17 protein-coding genes and 2 tRNA genes are annotated in these 22,272 nt (G+C 41.2%); 12 read left to right on the plus strand and 7 right to left on the minus strand.

Annotated features, from left to right (window positions below):
* Positions 1-52: 52 nt before the first annotated feature.
* The gene (locus QZZ43_RS04600; protein WP_291856711.1) at positions 53-271 is read right to left on the minus strand and encodes a nucleoside-diphosphate kinase; all 219 of its coding nucleotides are present in this window, start codon (positions 269-271) and stop codon (positions 53-55) included.
* A 227-nt stretch (positions 272-498) separates the two neighbouring features.
* On the opposite strand from QZZ43_RS04600, the gene QZZ43_RS04605 reads away from it, so the two are divergent.
* The 10 genes from QZZ43_RS04605 (at position 499) to trpB (ending at position 13,882) form a co-directional block, all read left to right on the plus strand.
* Complete coding sequence (locus QZZ43_RS04605; protein WP_291856713.1) at positions 499-1,530, plus strand: DHH family phosphoesterase; 1,032 nt, start codon at positions 499-501, stop codon at positions 1,528-1,530.
* A complete protein-coding gene (locus QZZ43_RS04610; protein ID WP_291856715.1) occupies positions 1,527-2,066 on the plus strand; it encodes an FKBP-type peptidyl-prolyl cis-trans isomerase in 540 nt (179 codons plus the stop codon). Before QZZ43_RS04605 ends, QZZ43_RS04610 begins: the two co-directional genes overlap by 4 nt.
* Before the next feature lie 175 nt (positions 2,067-2,241).
* The gene (locus tag QZZ43_RS04615; protein ID WP_291856716.1) at positions 2,242-2,778 is read left to right on the plus strand and encodes a hypothetical protein; all 537 of its coding nucleotides are present in this window, start codon (positions 2,242-2,244) and stop codon (positions 2,776-2,778) included.
* Positions 2,779-2,892: 114 nt separating this feature from the next.
* The gene (locus QZZ43_RS04620) at positions 2,893-3,585 is read left to right on the plus strand and encodes a NigD-like C-terminal domain-containing protein (protein WP_291856718.1); all 693 of its coding nucleotides are present in this window, start codon (positions 2,893-2,895) and stop codon (positions 3,583-3,585) included.
* Positions 3,586-4,063: 478 nt separating this feature from the next.
* Positions 4,064-5,470, plus strand: a complete 1,407-nt coding sequence (locus QZZ43_RS04625) for an MFS transporter (protein ID WP_291856720.1) — start codon at positions 4,064-4,066, stop codon at positions 5,468-5,470.
* Positions 5,471-5,564: 94 nt separating this feature from the next.
* Positions 5,565-6,542, plus strand: coding sequence for an ROK family protein (locus tag QZZ43_RS04630; protein WP_291856721.1), 978 nt, complete (start codon positions 5,565-5,567; stop codon positions 6,540-6,542).
* 302 nt (positions 6,543-6,844) lie between these two features.
* The gene (locus QZZ43_RS04635) at positions 6,845-7,411 is read left to right on the plus strand and encodes a TetR/AcrR family transcriptional regulator (RefSeq protein ID WP_291856723.1); all 567 of its coding nucleotides are present in this window, start codon (positions 6,845-6,847) and stop codon (positions 7,409-7,411) included.
* Between the two features lie 255 nt (positions 7,412-7,666).
* Positions 7,667-10,222, plus strand: coding sequence for a TonB-dependent receptor (locus QZZ43_RS04640; protein WP_291856725.1), 2,556 nt, complete (start codon positions 7,667-7,669; stop codon positions 10,220-10,222).
* Positions 10,223-10,246: 24 nt separating this feature from the next.
* Positions 10,247-12,106, plus strand: a complete 1,860-nt coding sequence (locus QZZ43_RS04645) for a choice-of-anchor J domain-containing protein (protein ID WP_291856727.1) — start codon at positions 10,247-10,249, stop codon at positions 12,104-12,106.
* Positions 12,107-12,670: 564 nt separating this feature from the next.
* Positions 12,671-13,882 (plus strand): tryptophan synthase subunit beta, encoded by a 1,212-nt coding sequence (gene trpB / locus QZZ43_RS04650; protein ID WP_291856729.1) that lies wholly within the window; start codon positions 12,671-12,673, stop codon positions 13,880-13,882.
* Positions 13,883-14,326: 444 nt separating this feature from the next.
* On the opposite strand, the gene QZZ43_RS04655 is transcribed toward trpB, so the two are convergent.
* Positions 14,327-14,479 (minus strand): hypothetical protein, encoded by a 153-nt coding sequence (locus tag QZZ43_RS04655; RefSeq protein WP_291856731.1) that lies wholly within the window; start codon positions 14,477-14,479, stop codon positions 14,327-14,329.
* 26 nt (positions 14,480-14,505) lie between these two features.
* Positions 14,506-15,216: a hypothetical protein gene (locus tag QZZ43_RS04660; protein ID WP_291856733.1), complete on the minus strand. Its 711-nt coding sequence runs from the start codon at positions 15,214-15,216 to the stop codon at positions 14,506-14,508.
* A 547-nt stretch (positions 15,217-15,763) separates the two neighbouring features.
* Here QZZ43_RS04660 and QZZ43_RS04665 point away from each other — a divergent pair.
* Both QZZ43_RS04665 and QZZ43_RS04670 read left to right on the plus strand, forming a co-directional pair.
* Positions 15,764-15,836 (plus strand) — tRNA-Trp (locus QZZ43_RS04665).
* 10 nt (positions 15,837-15,846) lie between these two features.
* Positions 15,847-15,934 (plus strand) — tRNA-Ser (locus QZZ43_RS04670).
* Between the two features lie 128 nt (positions 15,935-16,062).
* Here QZZ43_RS04670 and QZZ43_RS04675 read toward each other — a convergent pair.
* From QZZ43_RS04675 to QZZ43_RS04690, 4 genes are all read right to left on the minus strand, one after another.
* Complete coding sequence (locus QZZ43_RS04675) at positions 16,063-16,914, minus strand: hypothetical protein (protein ID WP_291856735.1); 852 nt, start codon at positions 16,912-16,914, stop codon at positions 16,063-16,065.
* A gap of 259 nt (positions 16,915-17,173) precedes the next feature.
* Complete coding sequence (locus tag QZZ43_RS04680; RefSeq protein WP_291856736.1) at positions 17,174-17,803, minus strand: DUF6266 family protein; 630 nt, start codon at positions 17,801-17,803, stop codon at positions 17,174-17,176.
* Positions 17,804-18,080: 277 nt separating this feature from the next.
* A complete protein-coding gene (locus QZZ43_RS04685; RefSeq protein WP_291856738.1) occupies positions 18,081-18,458 on the minus strand; it encodes a RidA family protein in 378 nt (125 codons plus the stop codon).
* Between the two features lie 374 nt (positions 18,459-18,832).
* Entirely contained in the window at positions 18,833-21,547 is a 2,715-nt protein-coding gene (locus QZZ43_RS04690) for a putative LPS assembly protein LptD (RefSeq protein ID WP_291856740.1), read from the minus strand.
* Positions 21,548-22,272: the final 725 nt, after the last annotated feature.

Genomic DNA, 22,272 nt, shown 5'->3' on the forward strand with positions numbered 1-22,272 from the left:
ATTAATTTTCTGAAATCGGCTACGGCATTTTCTTTTTCCAGTATGGCAGCTACTACAGGCCCGATTTCATGAATGTCACCAGTTTATTGAAAAATGGTTTGTCTTTATGTTCTCCATAAAACACTTCCGCTTTTTCTTTAGGCATCTGGGTCATTTTGAGGGCAATGATTCGAAAGCCCGCATGTTCGATGTGGGCGAGAATATCACCTACATGGTGCTCTTTAACGGCCACAGGTTTAATCATGGTAAGTGTAAAGGTTCCTTTTTTCATAGATGTGGGTTTTACAATACAATATTCCGTTAAACTTTTTCAAATGCCTGATTACAAATTGGTTACAATCTTGCGGAATTGTTGCTCAACTCTCTGATAATAAAAACTTTGCGTCGTTGCGTCTCTGCGTTTAGGCCTTTTTTAACGGACTGTTGACAATAAAAATAGTAATTTTTCGGGAAGGACGGTAATTTATTACCTTTGCGTTTTAAGTTGAACAAAGACCAATGGATTTTAACAACGAACATTTATCCCGGCTCAGGGAGTTGATTGATAATGCCTCTTCAATAATTTTGATTCCTCACAAGAATTCAGATGGTGATGCCATCGGTAGTATTCTGGGGTGGTGGAATGTGCTCAGAGGAAAAGGGAAAAATGCCACTGTGATAGTCCCTGATGATGTGCCCGAGAATCTACGATGGATGCATGGAACCCCTGAAATAATGGTACACGAGAAAGACCGTGAAAAAGCCAAAACTTTTCTTTCGCAGGCAGATTTACTGATGTTTCTGGATTTTAATGATGTGAAACGGACGGGGGATATGGCCGCCGATTTATCGGGTCTTTCCGCACGCAGGGTCATGATTGATCATCATCCCGATCCGGTTGATGGCGTTGCTGATGTGATGTTTAGTGAAGTGTCGGTTTCATCCACCTGCGAATTGTCTTATCATCTGATGAATGCACTGGAATGGAATCCCCTTATTGAAATGAAAGCTGCTGAATGCCTGTATGCCGGTATTATCACCGACACCGGAGTGCTAAGTTACAATTCTTCCAATCCTCCTACTTATCTGGCTGTGGCCGATCTGGTAACCAAAGGAATCGATAAGAGCAAGATTCACAAGGAGCTTTTTCAGAGCAATTCTTTAGGGCGAATGCGTCTTCTTGGGCACGTTCTTTGTAACAAACTGGAACTGATGGAAGAGTCTGGCACAGCTTTTATCTCCTTATCGCTTGATGAACTGGAAAAACATGGTTATCAGCCGGGAGATACCGAAGGGTTTGTGAATTATCCGTTGGGAATCAAGGGGATGGAGATTTCCGCAATGTTTACCGAGAAGGAAAAGGATAAGTTTGTGAAGATTTCATTCAGGTCCAGAGACGATATGCCGGTAAATATTTATTCTCAGCAGTTTTTTTCGGGTGGAGGTCATGCCAATGCAGCCGGTGGAGAATGGAAAGGAACCCTTGATGAAGCCATAAAAAAATTCAAAGATACCCTGCCGGAATTTGTACAAAAAATAAAAAACAGATGAGATTTTTTCCAATAATTCCAAAAATACTGGTTTTGTTTTCCATGATGCTCATCAGCAGTTGTTCGGGGTCGCAAAACAAAAGTGAAAATAGGAAAAGTACTGATATACCACTTGAGACCTATATTAATATTAATCGCTCGCTGGTATCCCGCGAACAGAATAAGATTAAAACTTATCTGGATTCGCTGGATCTGGATATGAAAACAACCGGTACCGGCCTTTGGTATATAATCGATGAGCCGGGAGAAGGGCCGCTGATAAAATCGGGGCAAAAAGTAAAGATTGATTATCAAATACAATTGTTGGACGGTACTGTTTGTTATACTTCCAAAGAGCGTGGCCCCAGAGAATTTTTGGTGGGCCGCGGAGGTGTAGAATCAGGCCTGGAAGAGGGGATTTTGTTGCTCAGAAAAGACAGCCGTGCCCGTTTTATAATGCCACCCCATCTGGCACACGGGTTGGTTGGTGATGATGATGAAATTCCCGCGCGGGCCATTATCTTCTACGATGTTTTGGTAACTGAGGTGAAAAATTAGTCGGTTGCATGAAGTGCTTCCCGTTCACAATGGGGTTGAAGGAAAATAGGCTGACAGCCTTAAACGTCAGATTATTCTTGGCCTTATTTTTATCCTAAAAATCGTATTTAGGTAGAGTTGTGGTATTAATAGAAAATAAGTTAATTTGCGAATTATTAAAATAAGAAATAAATCCATGAAGCGAAACGTTCAAAATCTGCTGATATTTGTTAGCATCATTGCCGGAAGTGTTTTTATGAATGCCTGTGACGAAGGATATCGGATCAATACAAAAAAAATGATCCAGGATGAACAGGATCTGTTGAAAGAGTATCTGGAGATAGTGGAGGATACCCTTGCCAAGCAAGGAACACATTTTAATTATCTGGATTCATTGGGGTATGCATTTTTTGAGCTTCGTGAGGGGACAGGAGATTCTGTTACGGTTGGGAAGAAAGTAGGACTTCGGTATGTTTATTATCAGATTGGGCGTGATTCCACCGACACTCCGGGCATTTATTTTGACCGGACAAATTATGAAAATCCGGAACCGTTGGTTTATACGGTGGGGGACGTTGACGTTTATAACGGTATTTTTACAGGTCTTGATTTAGCTGTCCAACACATGACCTACAATTCCAAAGCCTGGGTTTTTATTTCTTCAAGCCTTTGGACACGCCAGGATTTCACCCCACGAGTGCTTGAACTGGAATTGACTTACATAGAAAAATAATTTGGGTTGCACGCAACCTTCTTTTCTCTTTTTCATCTTTCTTCTGAAGATGCATTTGAAAAAATGCATTATAGAGTTGAATCATTTTTATTTTAATTTTTAGAGGAGAGAGTTATGAAAAAGTTTCTTTTTGCAGTATCTATTGCACTGTTTTTTGGAGTCAGTTTTACCTCATGTTTTGATGACGATCAGGATTCCACGCCTGCTCGTTATTTGGAAATGGGAATTGTGAAAATTGGAGCTTCTGATCAAGTCAGGGTGTTAACCGATTCTGAGTGGTTGCTTGAGTTGGATTCATATCCCATGAATTTTGATTTTGAGGAGGAGCAGCGGGTAATGATTCAGTATTCAGTGAGTGAGCGAAATAAGGAGAATTCGGAATACGATTATCTGGTGGATGTTTATAGCGTTCAGGAAGTGAAACTCAAAGATGTAATTGAGTTGAACGAGGAAAATCGTGATACCATCGGTGAAGACCAGATTTACATCAATGAGGTATGGGTCAGTGGCGATTTCCTGAATATTGACTTTCAGTTTTACGGGGATGGTGAAGTGCATTACATTAATGTGGTGAAGGATCCGGATGAACAAACCGACGATGTTTCCAAGGTTTATCTTCAGGTAAGGCATGATGCGCGAGACGATGAAATGGTAGATATTTACAGAGGGATAATGAGTTTCCGTCTGGAGCCCTTGCAGGTTGAGAACATCGAAGAGGTGGAACTGATTTTTGAGAACCAGAGCTTTTATTCCATGCCATATTCACAAATTGAAGTGGATTATGAATATGGTGAGGAAGTAGAATAATTGTTGTTAGATTTTACAGAAAAATTGAAGGGTGCATTTTCCGGTTTGGGAAAATGCACCTTTTTTTGAAGTGATTTTTGGATAAAATATATCTCAACACTTCGTTAAACCTTCTTAAATACCTGCAAATAAACCACTTAAGAAACAAAATGTATTGAGGTTAACTCTCTGGAAATAAAAACTTTGCGTCATCGCGTCTCTGCGTTTAGGCTTTTTTTAACGGACTATTGTATCTAAAATCTAAAACAAGAATTGGTATAAGCCACAATAAAAGGCAAATATGAAGAAGGATGAAAAAATATTTTTTTTATGGAAAGCGTGTTAAGTGTCATCAATAGAGATGGTTTATGGTATTGTTACAGGTATCCTGAAGATTAGTGTACCCTGAATTTAGTGCTGTTAAGTTTTGTAAAAAATGCAAATTTGCGGTATTATTGCATTTGATTAAATCACACACACAAAAAATTTAATAAAACTTATGGAACAGAAAAACAGTAACTACGGACTGGGCATGGGTGTTTTCGGTGCCGTCTTCTTTATTTTTGGCTTTGCCACTACATTTATCATTACAATGACGGCGCCTGTAAAGGCTATTTTTGATTTGCCGGAGTGGACCGCCCAGTTGTTATCTTCAGCATTCTTTATTACTTATCCTATTTTATCGATTCCATCAGGAAAGCTGGTTTCAAGAATTGGATATAAGTGGACTGTAATTCTTGGCTTGCTTTTGATGGGAATAGGAAGTTTTCTTTTTTGGCCTGCTGCCAGAATTCCTTCATTTCCAATGTTTCTGATTGCTACATTTATTTTGGCTGCAGGAGTTGTTTTTCTTCAGGTTGCTGCCAATCCTTATGTTACAGCCCTGGGGCCAGAGAGTTCTTCCTCAAGCCGTTTGAATCTTACTCAGGCGTTGAATTCAGTGGCAACGATGATTGCTCCCTGGATTATTGCTGTTGCCATTTTCAGAGGACTGGGATTGCCTGCCGATGAGTCTTTAATGACTCCCGAACATGGTTTAGCTGCTGCAGAGCGCGTACCGTTTCCTTTTATCACAATGGCGATTATTGTTATTGCGGTGGCAGTGATTTTATTTATGATTAAGCTTCCCGTTCTTACCAGTAACAAAAAAGAGGGTGAAAGAAAGAGTGTCTGGAAATACCCCCATGTTATTCTGGGAGCCTTTGGTATTTTTGCCTATGTAGGTGCCGAGGTGGGTAATGCCGGTTTGATTGTAAATTATCTAAGATTTTCCGGAGGTATTGATCCTGAGGTAGCCTCTACTTATGCAGCTATTTATTGGGGGGGTGCCATGGTTGGTCGATTCTTTGGGGCCATCATGTTCTCCGAAATAAAGAGTAAAGCCAGAAAATATATGATGGTAGCCGGTGTTCTGGTATTGGCCTTGGTTTCCGGAGCGTTTGTTACTGCTGATACATCTGTAGGTTTTTCCATAGCTACATGGAATTTTGGGGCCGGACAAATATTCGCCATTATTGCTTTGGTCAACTTCCTGATTATGCAGTTGGGTAGAGGAAAAGCTGCCCGTACTCTTGCTGTATTTGCATTGGTTGCAGCAGCTCTTTCACTTATTACCACATTTACAACCGGTGAAGTGGCGTTGTGGACAATCATCTCCATTGGTTTGTTCAACTCTATTATGTTCCCCAACATTTTCTCACTGGCCGTTAAAGACCTTGATGGAGACGAAATGGCATCTGCCTCTGGTATCATTAATTCATTGGTTGTTGGTGGTGCGGTTATTCCGCCACTTATGGGTGTCATTGCTGACTCTGTTGGTTATACCTGGGCATTTGTTGTACCTGCATTCTGTTACATCTATATTTTCTTTTATGCAGTGAAGGGGCATGCCATTCGCACCTCCTAAAACTGAAGAATAGAAATATTAAGGCCGGAAGAATAATGCCTTCCGGCTTTTTTTAATATTCAATGAGTTATACAAGTTCTAAAAAATTATACCTATGAAGAAAATTGCAATAGGAATTGATATCGGAGGTACCAATTCAGTAATTGGTGCTGTGGATCAGGACGGAAACGTAATGATCAGCCGTTCCATTGACACACCCAAACACGGAGATTTTGACAAATATATGGCGGATCTTTCATCTGAAATAAAAGAGCTGATTAGTTCTTTAACGCTGATGAACAAGGATTCCGAAATTCTGGGAATTGGCGTGGGAGCACCCAATGGAAACTATTACAACGGAACCATCGAATATGCCCCGAATTTATCCTTTAAGGGTGTGGTACATCTGGTGGATGAGTTGAAAAAACACTTTCCTGATAATTATGCCATTGCGTTAACCAACGATGCAAACGCAGCGGCTATCGGTGAAATGGTTTATGGTGGTGCCAAAGACATGAAAAATTTTGTGATGTACACACTGGGTACCGGTGTGGGAAGCGGCATTATTGTAAACGGTGATTTGGTTTACGGACACGACGGATTTGCCGGTGAGTGTGGTCATACAACCTTAATTCCCGGTGGAAGAGTTTGTGGTTGTGGCGCTCTTGGACACCTGGAGGCATATTGTTCTGCTCCCGGCATGAAGCGTACTGCCTTCGAGTTGATGGCCCATTACAATGCCGAAGACAGCATACTGGCAGCCAAATCGTTTAACGATTTAACATCAAAAATGATTTATGATGCTGCCGAGAAGGGCGACAAAATAGCTCTTCAGGTATTTGAGAAAACCGGTGAGTATCTCGGACAGGGTTTGGCAGATACGGTTCATCATCTTGCTCCTGAAGCGATCTTCCTTTTTGGAGGTCCTACTGCTGCCGGCGACTATATCTTCAAGCCTACTTATGAGAGCATGAATCGTCACTTACTTCCTATTTTTAAAGATAAGATTAAGATTCTGCCCTCCAAACTCAAATTGGGTGATGCCGCTATTGTTGGTGCCAGTGCCCTTGTTTGGAAAGAATTGGAAAAATAATGACTTTTGAATCTGTTAGAGAGAAAATCGTTTCGTGAATTCACGGAGCGATTTTTTTTTCTGAGTAGGTACTCGCAGAAACTCCCTCCGGGTGAATTTGATTCCTCTGAATCTTTAAAATCAGGATTCATTTAAAAATTTAAACCCGATGACGCTAAAATGCATCCAATCGAAATCCCCCTTCCAGCTTCCAACCTCCAACTTCCAGCCTTTTCTTTATTGTTAACAAATTACTAAATTTATATCTGATTGGGTTTCCTAACATCCAATTCTTTATTTTTACCCCAAACAGAAACAAACCGATGGCAAAAACCTGTACCAAAGAAAACATCTGCAAACAAGCCACCCGGCTCTTTGTAAAACGTGGCTTTTCCGCTTCTGTAAACGAGGTGGTAGCCAAAGCCGGTATTGCTAAAGGCACCTTTTATCACTATTTTGAGAGCAAGGAAGATTTGATAGTGGAATTGTATAAAACACTGATGTTTGAAATCGAAAAGGAGTGTGTAACAGAATATGGAGGAGAATCGGCCCGGGAATACTCGTTTAATGTGTTTGGTGCTATTGTGAAGTGGTTTATTACTCATCCCGATAAGTTTAACTACATCGTAATTTTTGAAACCAGCCCATATATCAAAAAGGTGGTGGGCAAAGTGGATGAAACCCTCAGAGGCCCGTTAGAAAATACAATGAAAAAGGTGGATATGGGAATGCTGAAAGCTTATCCGCCCGAGATGATTACGTTTTTTGATTTCTCTTTCACACGTGCAGCAGCTAACTATTTTTTAAGCTTTTCTGCTCCAAAACAATGCTATGAGGAGCGTTTTCGAATGGTCTTTGACATGTACTGGGATGGCGTTTCTCAGAATTAATTTTTTCACACTCTTTAGAGTATTATCAACAATACTACACCCCTAATATGGAATTAACACAATATTAATAAAAAACATACCGACCATTTGGTCGGTTTTTCGCATTTTTGTATGCAGAAATGAGGATTATCATTGTATAAGAATGTGAAAAATCCTTAATTGATTATTGTCCTTTACTGCCTAAATAATTGAACAATATTGATTTAAACACCTAAATAAAACGTAAAAAGCAACCTTTAACATGTTTTGTTACTTATGAGAAAATCAAGTTTTTTATTCCTGATGGCTTTACTGCTGTTTGTATCAGCAGGGCTAAATGGCCAGGTTACTGTAACAGGTAAGGTCATTGACAAAGAAACCCGCGAAGCCCTTATCGGAGCGGCAGTCGTGGTACAGGGTACCAGTCAGGGTACGGTAACCAATCTGAACGGATCATTTAAACTTTCCGTGAAACCGGAACAGCAGACGTTGCTGTTTGCCTACCTGGGATATGTGGATTTCACCAAATCTATCAATCCCGGAAACTTAGAAACGCTTGACCTGGGCGTTGTTGAGTTGGAATCAAGTACAGTAGGACTTAACGAAGTGCTTGTATTAACCTCTTTTGCCCGTGACAAAGAGACACCGGTTGCTTTGTCAACCATCCAACCTGCTACCATTGACGAGAAGTTAGGTTCTTTGGAATTTCCGCAGATTCTGAAATCTACACCTTCTGTATATGCCACACGCGGTAGTGGAGGGTTTGGTGATTCCCGGATTTATCTGCGCGGATTCGATACCAATAACATCGGCGTTTTAATCAACGGCGTGCCTGTGAATGATATGGAAAACGGTCAGGTTTACTGGTCCAACTGGTCAGGTTTATCCGATGTTACCAAAACCATGCAGGTGCAGCGCGGACTAGGTGCTTCTAAGCTTGCATTGAGTTCTGTTGGTGGTACCATCAACATCCTGACCAACAGTACAGATGTGTCAAAAGGTGGTTCTGTGTACACCGGAGTGGGTAATGATGGTTATCGCAAGCAAACTTTTTCTGCTTCAACAGGGTTGATGGACAATAACTGGGCTGTTTCACTGATGGGTGGGCATACTTATGGCAATGGTTACATCAATGGAACCAATTTTGATTCCTGGACCTACTTTATGAATGTGTCAAAAATCATCAACGATCAACATCGTATTTCCTTTACGGCTTTCGGCGCTCCTCAATGGCATAATCAACGAGGAACTGCTTCTTTGATACAGGCTTACCGTGACGATGCCGATGGTAATCGCAGAAACCTTTCCTATGGTATTCGCGACGGAGAAGTTTATGGCGGTGGATATGGTTACAACGAGTATCACAAACCTCAGCTTTCTATGAATCACTACTGGAATATCAACTCCAGCACTATTCTTTCTACCGCCCTCTACGCTTCAATCTCTCAGGGAGGTGGTCGCCGTGTAGATGGTGAGAATGGGGATTGGCTCAATATTGATTACGATACCGGAAAACCTACATCGATGACCCTTCAGACTCCTGACGGATTGCTCGATTTTGAGGAAGCTGCCCGCAGAAATGCGGAATCAATGACAGGTTCCCAGGCGGTTGTGGGCATGAGCATTAACCAGCACCAATGGTATGGTCTTCTTTCCACTATAAACAAGGAGTTGGGGAACATCAACCTTACCGGTGGTTTCGATGGTCGTTACTATATTGGTGAACACTATAAGGAAGTTACCGATTTGCTTGGTGGGGAATATTTTCTTGACGATTTAAATAAAAACCGTCCTGCAGGTACGCCTCTGAAAGAAGGTGACAAATATGCTTATCACAACGATGGTGTGGTAGCATGGGGTGGCTTGTTTAGTCAGGCTGAGTATATTGGTACCAATTATTCGGCGTTTTTGACTGCTGCCGTATCTCAGAAAAGTTATCAGCGTATCGACTATTTTCAATATGCTCCCGGTGACCAGAAATCTGATTGGGTGCATTTCAACCCCTGGAGTGTGAAGGTCGGAGCCAATTATAACCTTACCGAGGAGCATAATTTCTTTGTAAACGGTGGTTACTTTACCCGTGCGCCTTATTTTTCCACTATTTTTCTGAATTATACCAATGAAGTAAATGATGGTGCCAAATATGAGCAAGTGCTCTCATTTGACCTTGGTTACGGTTTCTCTTTGCCTAATTTCCGGGCTCGTATCAATGGTTACTGGACCAACTGGAAAGACAAAGGTCTTGTGAGATCATTTGTTGGAGAAACTGCTAATATCCCCGGCATTAACGCCTTGCATACCGGTATAGAATCCGAAATTTTCTGGAAACCTCTTCCCGAATTAAATATTAAAGGAATGTTCTCATGGGGTGACTGGACCTGGGAAGATGACGTGAATTTCTCTTTGTTTGATGACAACAATCAATTGCTTGGCGAATATTATGCATACATTGGTGGTGTTCATGTTGGAAACTCTGCACAGATAACCTCTTCTTTACGCGTGGATTATGAAGCATTTCCCGGATTTAAAGTTGGTGCAGATGCTAATTACTACGGTAAGAACTTTGCTGAATTTGATCCCACCAACAGGACTACCGAGGGAGTCAAGGAAGATTCGTGGCAGTTGCCTGACTTTGTGACTTTGGATATGAACATGAAGTATGATTTTCACATTGGTACACTGGAAGCATCTGTTTATGGTAATGTAAACAATTTGCTTAATGCCGAATACATTGCTGATGCCAGAGATGGATACGACCATAATGCAAGCACTGCATTGGTTTATTACGGCTTTGGAACGACCTGGTCAACCGGTTTGAAAATCAAATTCTAAAACTTCTTTAAAGAAAAGATTATTATGAAAAAACTATTATATATTCTGGCGTCTTCGATGTTTCTTTTGTGGAGCTGTGAGCCACTGGAAGATACCTACGAAGAACTCGACAAAGAGCAGGGGGCTTATAGTGAAGACATTTCAGTGACACTTGCTGATGACGACTATAGCACTTTATCCACCATAGCGGGAAAGCTGGGCAATTCTGATGCTTCCGATTTTATCGGTGATAATCTGGCTTTTAATGAGCAATATCCCGCCGCTGATTTTATCCCTTCCTTTTTAGGGGAAACTTTTGTGGCTTTGAACAAGGATTCCAGAGCTATTGTGAATTATAATTTTATGCAGGGAAATCCTGATTATATCGGCGATTATGAATTGACTTACAAACTGGATTCTGCCGATTATGCCGGTGCCGAGACATCTTTGGGTAAACTTAAAGCTTTCTCTCCGGCTTATCCTCCTGAAAATTACATGTCCGGCCTTCTGGAAGGAGAATTCGCAGATAGCCCTGATGGTTCTATTGCGTATGCTTCTTATCGTGTTTCCGATATGAACCCCGAAGAACTGGGGGATGTATCTCCGTTGATTTTCAGAGAAGACTTCAACGGGTCATTGGGTGATTTTTCTTCTGTAAGTGTTTCAGGAGACCAACAATGGAGGAGTGCTTCATATAATGATGATCAATACGCCATTGTGAGCGGTTATTCCGGTGGTGCACAGGAAAATGAAGACTGGCTCATATCTCCGGAAATTGATTTGTCAGAATACGAAACCGCTTATTTTGTAGTTCGTCAGGCTGTGAACTATCTGGATAATTATGAGAACATTCAGATTATGGTTAGCAACGATTTTGATGGAGCTGATGTAACTACAGCAACCTGGACAGAAATGACTATTGAAACCAAGCCTGCTGGTACTGGTTGGTCATTTGTTGAGTCAGAAGAAATTGACCTTGTTGAATTTAAAGGTGAATCGATTCATATTGCATTTCGCTACCGATCAACGACCTCTGGTGCTGCTACCTGGGAAGTGGATTGGCTCAGCGTGGAAACCAAAGATGCCAAAAAGCCCAAGTATACTTACTTTGATGAGTTCTTTATGAAGGATGGAGGCGAATGGCATCAGATTGTGGAGGATGATTTTGAAGATGGTGTTTATGTGCTGTCTGTTGATGATTATGACTCGATGGGAGAACCAGGAAATCATGATAATTTTTCTTCGTCTGTTTCTCCGGAAGAGTATCTGCCAGTATTCTTGAGTATAAACAGACCATACGCTCAGGAAGGAGAACAGTTGATTGTAGTATTTAAATATTATTCCAATAGAGTTACCTTTTCTCTTGCTTCCGAGTATGTTTTTAATGGTACCGAATGGCAGAATAGTGCCAGAATTGTGGAACGTAGCGAGCAGTTTGTACACAACGGATCCAAGTGGGTATTCGACCCGACTGTTGTGTTTACCATGACAACTCCTGATTATCAGCTTATTGTTGATTATGTGAAAACAGAGATTGATGGTGGGGCCGATTATCTGAACAGTTACAAAACCGGAGAATACTATTTCGGAGCAGACGCTTATTATGAAAACTTCGACTTGCGCCTGTCTAACAGAACCGAGAAAAATGTTCCCGGATTCGAAGGACTTTCCACCGAAGATGCTGTTGCCCTTACTTATGAGCGACTAACGGAGGCGGTTGAAGTGATGTTGATGGAGAAATATCCGGATGCAACAGCCCAGGTGAATGGAGTGGATGTTCATTACATTATTACTGTTGAGACTTATGAAAACGACCTGAGCAGAGGTCTTTATACCTTCAACTTTAAGTGTGTGAAGAGTGGTCCAAATCCTGAATTTGAATTGGTTGAAGCTCCCGAGTTTTAATAAATCAGCAACATAATTTTGCATTTTTAAAACAAATTAATATCTTGCACATCGTTTTGATAACAAACAGTAATATGAACAACATGCATTTACATATTTGGTGGCGCCAACTTGACTTTTAACAGGTGGAACAAGCTGTCATTTTGTGCAACGATATAAAACAAAGGAACCGCAGGCTTTACCACCTGCGGTTTTTTTGTTTTTAAGCTGGATTAAAATATTTGCCAAAAAAGATTTCATTCTGAAAAATTCCTTCTGGGATAAAATGAGATGTACTGTTCAAAGACGCGGTGGCCTGTCCGCTTTCCGGGCCGGCGGTTGGCGGGAAACCAAAATGGGCGAATTTCATGGCCTTGCGCAATGGCCGGAAATTTTGGTTTTCGAGGGGTGATAGGTTTAAGCGGACTAGCCTTTTTTGGTTCTTTTTGGGGCGATGCCAAAAAGAGCAATGAAATGAAATAAAAAGTGGGACTGCTGACTTTTTCAGTAATCTCCAATTAAGTATAGTTATGTTTTTAAAACCATAAACAGAATATAAGAGTTAAACAATCTAATATCATCATCATGCCAGAAAATTATTTTAAAAAATTTCCCGATAAAGAGGGATTTTACAAAGAGTATGGTGGCGCCTTTCTGCCTCCCGCCCTTGAAACGGAAATGAGAAAGATTACCGATGCCTATTACGCCATCAGTAAATCACATAATTTTATTTCCGAGCTCCGAAGTATCAGAAAACACTACCAGGGGCGACCAACTCCGGTTTATTATTGCAACAGATTGTCTGAAAAATATGGCGGTCGAATTTATTTAAAACGGGAAGATCTCAATCATAGTGGTGCTCACAAACTAAACCACTGTATGGGAGAGGCTTTGCTTGCCAAGTATTTGGGTAAGAAAAAGCTGATAGCCGAAACCGGTGCCGGTCAGCATGGTGTGGCCCTGGCAACTGCTGCAGCTTATTTCGGTCTGGAATGCGAAATTCACATGGGAGAGGTCGATATTGCCAAAGAACATCCCAATGTGGTTCGTATGGATATTCTGGGGGCAAAGGTTGTGCCGGTTTCCAAGGGATTGAAAACCCTGAAGGAGGCTGTAGATTCAGCTTTTGAAGCTTATGTCAAGGATCCTGTCAATTCTATTTACTGTATTGGTTCTGTTGTTGGACCGCATCCTTTCCCAATGATGGTTCGCGATTTTCAACATGTTGTGGGTATCGAAGCCCGGGAGCAGTTTCAGGAAATGACAGGTGAATTGCCCGACAGTGTGGTAGCTTGTGTTGGAGGGGGAAGTAATGCAATGGGAATGTTTTCGGGTTTCATGAACGACGAAGAAGTGGATTTGTTCGGGGTAGAGCCAGGTGGTCGCTCTATGAAAACTGGTGATCACGCTGCAACGATGGTGCAGGGAAAACCGGGAATAATACATGGTTTTAAATGTTACCTGCTTCAGGATGAAGAAGGAAACCCCAGTCCTGTGTATTCTGTTGCCAGCGGACTGGACTATCCGGGAGTTGGACCGGAGCATAGCATGCTCCGAGATATGAAACGCGTCAATTATGATATGGTGAACGATAAGGAGGCCATTGACGCTTTTTTTGAGCTAAGCAGGTTCGAGGGAATTATTCCGGCTCTGGAGAGCGCTCATGCCGTTGCTTATGCTTTTAAACTGGCTCAAAAAGACCCTCGTAAATCCGTATTGGTGAATCTGAGCGGGCGCGGGGACAAGGATATTGACTTTGTGGTGGAAAATTACGGAAAAGATTACGGATTAGGGTAGGAGCTTATTCTGTTTCTAAGGGTTTGTAACGAAATAAATTGACAGATTTAACGAAGTTATCTTGTTCTTTACCTACTTGAAAATACTGCGAATAGCGAGCTATTTAAAGGATTTTCAAGGAAGTTAAAGGGCAAAAGAACAAGTCTAAAGCGGCAAGTTATTTCGGCACAATCCCTAAGCAAAAAGGCTGTTGTGATCGTCATCACAACAGCCTTTTTGCTTATCCTGGGTTTTGTCACTTATGATTTAAAGAAACTATTTTCTATCCCCCCAATCTCCAACCTTTATTCTCTAATTTCCAGCTTCCATTCTCTAACTTCTAACGTCTAATTTCCAGCCTCTAACCTCTAGCTTCCATCTTCCACCCTTCTACCTTCCACCCTTCTACCTTCTAACCTTCTACCTTCTATCCTTCTATCCTTCTAACCTCAATTTTACATATCTCTATCGTTGATTTTCCAGCAACATATCCATTTTGGAAGCTTCCCCTTTCATATCCAGTCGTAGGTAAATATTTTTCAGATATTTGATATACTGCTGGTTATCCGGATCGTCTTCATGCAACTTTTCAAAAAGTTCTCTGCTTTCGCGGAACATGGACGAAATTTTCTTCAATTCTCTCTTCAAATAGACGTATGCCGTATAGTTCTGGTCTTTGTTGTATTTTGCCATTTCTGCTTTGTACCAATTCTCTGCCCGTTCAACAATGTCGATGGCTTTCCATTCCATGGCCGGTTTAAAATCTGGGTTTTTTCCAGCAGATTATTACAAACTTCCCGGGCTTCTTCCTCTTTTCCTGTGGCATCCAGAGCTTCCACGCGCATAAACATAAAGCGGGGATCCGATAAGGAAGGCATTTTTTTTGCTCTGTCAAGTGCTTTCTCGTACTCTTTGCGTTGCATTTCAATGGCAAAGAGTTTTTGCGATACTTCAGCTTTTTTTTCCTCCGATTTTATCTGGTCCGCATATTTGGTCCAGAGATGATATTCCTTGTCTGTTTTACCGGTTTGCTGATAAATACTGGCCAACATTTCGACCGACTCAATATCATCCGTTAAAGCTATGCTTTTAAGGAGGATTTCTTCCGCCTTTTCATAGTTTTCCATCTCCATTGCTGCATGACCAGCTTTTTTCAGATATTCCGGTTTAATTTTGCTTCCTTTTGAGGAGTGGTATTTGTCAAGCTGATTGTAAGCCGTTAAAACACCCGGATAATCTTTTGTTTCATAAGCTTGTTCAATGCTTGTCTGGTACCCCTGTACTTGTTTCAGCGGATTACAGGCCGCAATGACCAGGACCAGAGAGAAGGGTAAAATGAGTTTTCTTAGATTCATCTTATTGTGTTTATGGATTATTGTTTTCTTTTTTTGTTAATAGTCCGTTGAGCTTTTTCAAAAGCCTCTGAATCAGCTGTCTACATCTAAAAGTTGTTTTGTGTTAAAATGCAGAATTTCAACATTATACGATTTTTCTTAATTCTATTATCTAAAAATCTAATGGTCTGTTGTTATGTATGACTAAATTTTTATTAGGCAACGGATTTTTTCCCTTAATTTCCTAAATATACTGCATTGTGAACTTCAATGGTTGATATGATTTATCCTATCACAGCAAAAGTCAGCGAAAATAATACGGTATATTCAGCAAAACAAATGCCTTAATGAAAAAATTGCAAGCAAAATTTGAAAAAATGACCTATTCACCTTCGTTTCTTCCACAATAAAACGTTTAAGGGGAAGATACAGTTCAAAAAAAAATAATTATTCATGGTTAAAAAAGTTGATTGTCAAAATCTTGAAATTATCTTGAAAAATAACCTCCTAAACGTTGGGTTGTATGGTGCAAAAAAACTATTTTTGCACCGCACAAAAGCTAAAATACACGGGTGTAGCTCAGTTGGTAGAGCACTGGTCTCCAAAACCAGGTGTCGGGAGTTCGAGTCTCTCCTCCCGTGCAGTATTTTAGGAGAGTTGGCCGAGTGGTCGAAGGCGCACGCCTGGAAAGTGTGTAAACCTCAAAAGGGTTTCGAGGGTTCGAATCCCTCACTCTCCGCAAAAAAAGCCATCCTGTTTTAGGATGGCGTTTTTTTTGCGTAAGATAGTGAGAGGGTTCGAATTACTTTGTAATCATGAGTGGGTTTGTGAAGTAACCGTGTGAGAACGAATAAGAAAAGAATTTTGTTATTCAAGATTCATTTGTCCACTCTTAGTCAATTTCCCGTCGATATATATTTCAATTTCGTATTTTCCGGGCTTTAAGCCGTTCTTGTGTTCAACATTAAAAGTCATGGGCAGATCTTGACCCGTAAATTCTATTTCCTTTGCTTTCGTATATGATTTTTGAGTTCCGGTCTTATCAATTTCAAAGGAATCCTCAGAGGCGTACAATACAGAACCTGACGGGTCAATCATTCTCAGATAAACCATTCTGTTTCCGTTTCTTGTAAAAGGGGTGCCGGCAATTTCGAAAGTAATGGTTGTTTCATCAACCCTTTGGGCACGTGATATATTATATCGATCGGCCCACAACCAGCGTTCCCATTTAGTTAAGGGACTAATATTATAAGCTTTAAGGCCTCGTGAAACCTCAACACTGTCCCTAAGCAATTCCATTTCTGCCAACAGGTTTTCAACTTTTTTTCTGATACTATCTGCATCTGTCTGGAGCATGGAGTGTTGCTTTTTCCGGTCTTCAAACTCCCCTTCCATTTCCTGGTATTTTGTTATTCGGTTTCTGAGCTGGTTCAACATACGACTTTGATTCTGGAGCGAAGAGAGCTGGGTCTCTTTTTGGGCAAGCTGTCTCTCAAAACGGGTATTAAGTGTATCTATCTCAACTTCTAGAACCGAGACTTCTTCCTGATATGTGTTCTTTTCGTTAAGAAGTTGCTGGTTCTTTTCTGTTAACACTGTTTTTTCTTCTTGTAAGTTTTGATTTTCACTGTTGAGCCGTCCTCCGCGGAAAATAAATACAATCATTAAAGTGAGTGCCAGAAAAAATAATATCCCCAGTGCAATCATCCACTTCTTCATTGAGGAGATTTTTGAATTTTGCGGATTTTGTACATTTTCTTCCATAGCCATAGTCTTAAATTATTAATTTACTAAAAAATTGGATTATTTGCAATGATTTAAATACAATAGTATGGTAAAGGTACCCGCAAATCCAAGTATTGCGGGGAACCGGTAAGGGAAAAAATAATAGTCTTTGAAAAGTGAATCTTACGTAGATACGGGGTATGCATCTGATATTACTTTGTTTACGTGCCCTGGTTCCAGGCTTTTTGTTTCTCTACAAATGGCCTGCCCACTTAGTATCACTGATTTTCATCTCGTCAGCACTTCGAAACATTATCCAGACGTGGCCATGTTCCGGTGTCATCCTTTTTGGCAATAGATATTGTCCTTCTTTTCGGTTGACTGATGTTATTTCAAAATCAGAAAAGAAAGTGTTTTCTAAATCCTTCATGCACCAGATTAATTTGTCCGATGAACTGTTCAACCCTTCAGAATTGTTGTCGGTAGACCATTCCAAGAATATACCTTTATCAGTTCTCTGGGTATTTACACGGGTGGGAGGCGTCAGGTCGCCTTTGCTAAATACGACCTTGTGTGGATGGATGTATTGGTCAGGAAATATGCCATCAATCGCCTCTTTCATGTTTATGGACACAGCTGTATGGTAAGCCGACCGACCGGTGGAGATGTTCTTCATGGTAATACGTAAAAGGGGAGAGAGATGACGCAGCAGATTGTGCGTTAATGTTATCTTTTGACGTTGTATCAGTTGTTTGAGAGATTTGCGGTCTTTGTAAGATGTCGGCCTTGAGCGCACGTAGGTCTTACCAAACATTTCATACATGATCAGGTTTCCAATCATGCCTTTTCCGGTTCCCGTTAATCCTTGTTTAAATTGTGCCATCACTTTGAGTTTTTTTGGGTATAACCCAGGGGGGCTTCGCATTTGCCCTATATCAATAATAAAACAAACCCATATTATTATCGTATTCAATTTATTGTAAAAAAGGAATAAAGTCAAATTAAACTCATTTTTAATTGAATTTAATTTGACTTTATGTTGACTTTACTATGACTTTAAATTGACTTTATTATATGGATGCCTCATAGATGAAAGGAGGAAGCTTCAGAAAAGGGATAGAGTGATTGGGAATTATTGGTGGCTTGTAAATTTTCAGAGCTTATTTCACCGCCACTGCCTCAATTTCCACCAAAGCACCCAAAGGAAGGTCTTTAACGGCAAAAGCAGCCCGTGCAGGAGGATTTTTTGGGAAGTATTTCCCGTAAACTTCGTTCATAGCCTTGAAATTACTGATATCGCTGAGTAGGCAGGTGGTTTTAACTACGTTTTCGAATGAACACCCTGCTTCGGTGAGAATAGCTTCCAGATTTTTCATGACCTGCTCTGTTTGAGCGGTGATGTCGTTAATAATAAGTTTTCCGGTTTCGGGATCGATGGGAACCTGCCCTGAAATGAAAATCAGGTTGCCGGCAACTACGGCCTGACTGTATGGCCCGATGGCTTGTGGTGCGTTTGGGGTGGAAATGATCTTTTTCATGTTCCGAGTTTTGAGTTCCGATTTTTGAATTTTGAGTTTTGTGGGTCGGGGTTCCCCTTTCAGGAGGTTAGGGGGTAAGTGTGGGGATTGTGTTCTGAGTTTAGTGTTTCTTGTCCTGAGCTATAGAAGTCCTCCTTCAACTCAAATTTCTAACTTCTAATGTTCAATCTATTGCCTCCAAAAACAGCTTAACTCTTTCGGAAATTTTCTTTGTCTGGTCTTTTTTGTATTGAGTCTCTGAACGAATGTACGAATGAGTTTCCTAATTTACAAGCCATTTTTCCTGCGAGCCAACAGCCAAGAGCTAAGAGCTACGAGCTACGAGCTAAGAGCTACGAGCTAAGAGCTAAGAGCTACGAGCTAACAGCTAACAGCTAAAAACTACCAAACCCCGGGTTGTCACGGGGGTGACTGCGTTTCTCGTACTTGAGGTCGCGAAGCATGCTGCTGTTGACAGCGATGGTGAAGAAATAGGATTTATAGGAGCCCACCGGCACAAGGTTGAAACTCATGCTCCAGCAATGCAGGTCTCGATTGATACGCACGTTGGTATGTGAAATTTCTTTGCGGTCAAGGTTGTATCCGGTGCTGAAGTTGACGGACCATTTAGGCGTAAGAGTAATATTGCCGTTTAAACTGATGTCGGCGGTAAATTTTTTATCGTACGACATTTTTTCTTTATTGAACTTGTCCTGTACAATTCTCATATTGTAGTTCAACGAAAGGTTCCAGGGCATGGAAAACGGAGCATATTGTGGCGTAGGAGCTCCGGGGGCTGGTTGTTGTCTTTCATTCTGGCCGGGCAAATTATCGGGCGGGACTTCACCATCCGGAAATTCAGAATCATCTCCTTCCTGGTTCTGTTTGTCCTTATCTTTTTGGAAATCTTTGGAGCCGAAATTCAGTCCAAAACTCAGACTGGCATTCTCCAGACGGGCGATTCTCTTTTTGTCATTCCAAACCAGAGTGTTAACTCTTGTTGGATTGCCCCGTTCATCCAGTTTGATGGTGTAAGGGTCAAAAAGTGCATTGAAATTCACTGCCGTACCGAGCACTTTGGTTCTTCCGCTCATATTAATTCTCGACCAGTTCATAGAGTCGGCCAGGAAATTGTATGAAGTGCTTAGATTTAAAGACTCCAGTATGGGTATTTTCTTAAAGCCGGTGCTGTCTTTCCTGCTTTTCACTTTCATTTCCAGGTTGTTGTTGAGCCCAAAGCTCATGGAACCTGATTCTCCCCGACCAGGAACGCCATACATTGACCCTTCGTAGATAGAATAGTCGTGCCTTACAATTTCATCTCTGCGGGCATCATAATATTCAAACCAGTCGTAATAGCCATATTTGGGGTCACCAAAGTCGGGGCTGTAGCTGAAACTCACAGAAGGAGTCATCATGTGACGAATAGCCTGAATGCCCTCTCCAAAAAGCCAGCGACTGGGGCGAAAAAACGTGTACAATTTTGTTTGGGTGCCTACGCTGAAGCTGTAGTCGTAAACCCGGTTAAAGCCCTGTGTGGTATCAGAAACGACTACTCGTTGTTGTTCCTGGTCGTAAGACTTTTCTATGGATTTGAAATACCAGCGTTCTTTGTAATTGAAACTGGGGGAGAAGGTAAAATGCCGGAGGAACTTAAAGTTCATACTCACCGGTATTGCATGTTGAATTCCGTTTTTCCAGTCCTGAGCCAGATTGGATTCCATCAACTCACTTTCTTTGGTAGATATTCGGTTGCTGGCATTTCCGGTATAACTCAGACTGATTTTTTCGTACCAACTCTCTTTTGATCCAACCTTATCTTTGCTTTTAAACGGATAGATCCGGTTCATGGTAAGCGTCAGGTTGGGAATGGTCAAATCGATGGTTGTATCACGGCTGTTCTGTGAGTGCTGGGCATTTGCCGATAAATTAAAAGGAGTTCCGGGAAACTGCCGTGAATAAGAAATACTTGAGCGTTTAGTGTTTGTTGCCAGCTGCCGGGGGTTAATGATGCTTCCCACATTGTTGCGGTCGAATGAACTGGTGGAGAAATTCACACTTGCCGAGAACCGACTATACGGGTTGGCTTTTGAATCCTGACTATGCGACCAGTTGATGGACATATCCGTGCTTTTGCTGTAATCGGGCAACTCCTTCTCACTGGAAATATTGGTAATGTACTGAAAGTTGAAGTTCCCGGAGTACCGGTATCTCAATTTGTATTTTGAGGACAGACGCGAGCCCCACGAGCCGTTTGTGTATATGTCACCAGTCATCGAGAGGTCAAAATAATCGTTTGCTGCCCAGTAATAACCACCGTCACGGAGGAAAAAACCACGGTTGCTCTCCTCTCCGTATGAGGGAAGAATGAAACCTGAACTATAGGTCGATGAGCTGGGGACAAAACCAAAAGGAACCACAAAGGGCATGGTTACATCTTCGATGACCAGATAGGCGGGACCGGTAATGATTTTTTTTCCGGGTATTACTTTGGCCTTGGTCATATTCAGATAAAAGTGAGGGTGGTCATGGTTGTTACAGGTGGTGTATTTCCCGTTTCGGAGGCAATAGACATTGTCTTCCATTTTTTTTGCCCGCTGACTTACAACGTAACCTTCACCTTGCTCGGTGACCACATGTTCAATGATGGCCTTCTCCGTTTCAAAATTGTAACGAATCGATCGCATGGTGTATTCTCCACTGGGGTCTTTAAATACCGGCAGACCGACTTCTGTTCCGGTGGAGTCGATACGACCTGTGGCATAAGCAAGACTGCTGTCCAGATCCAGTTCTATCTGATGGGCGGTGAGTAATACATCCTGATAGCTGACACTGGCATCACCATATAAGAATACTTTTCCTTCGGTGAATTTTACTGAATCCGATGCCGAATAGTCCACTTCTGCTTCGATTACCGCCGGACGAGCCTTACGGGTTTGTGCCGTATCGGGAACCTGTGATAAGGTATCCTGAGAGGCGGTCGATAGACTGTCTTGCGATAGTGAATTCTGAGCCGGACCTTTTATCGAAATTAGAAATAAAAGGAACAAGGCCAGAAAAACTCCGGTCGTCAATGCAGAAGGATGGTATTTGTATTGCTGTGGTATCAAGATAGATATACTTCTAAACTGTCGAAAATGGTACGTTGACATTCCAAAAATCAGCACAAAAATAAGGTAAAAAACGGTCTTTAAGGTGCTTTTTACAGCAAAATTGAGGCCAATACATCGGATGAGCCAAAATACGTACCCGGCTCATAAGTTTTGGGGAACGAGTGAATCTGCATTTAATCATTACCTACGGCCTGATTTTTAAAGTTCAATGTGAGTGCCTGGTCTAAAAAAGTTTGGGGTATATACGTCCAGGTCACCAGTGATATCAAAAAGTGTAGTATAAATAGGTATGTTTTTGTCAAAATTGAGGCTTGAAAAGTTTTTTGAACCAATCCCCTGGGTATGTCAGTGCCTGGAATCCCCACTACTGCCTAAATTACTTTCATGCCCAAGCTAAAAAATATTAAGTGAGCTTTGACATAATTAAACAGGGATGAGTCTGGTAATAAAGATGCTTTTTAAACCGGACTCATCAAATAACAATAACCAAAGGTGGGTGTAATGTGTAGAATGTCAATATTATATATCTTTTCTGGCTACTGATATCTTAAAATCTGACGGCCTAATCTTGAACAATGGACCTTTAGATATTAGAATTAAGTTAAATCCTATGATGTTGAAAAACTGCACTTTAACACAAAACAACATTTAAAAACAAACAGCTGATTCAGAGGTTTTTCCAAAAGTTTAACGGGCTATTACTTGAAAAGAACCTTTAATAT

It is taken from the genome of Marinilabilia sp., assembly GCF_016278715.1.
Taxonomy (GTDB): domain Bacteria; phylum Bacteroidota; class Bacteroidia; order Bacteroidales; family Marinilabiliaceae; genus Marinilabilia.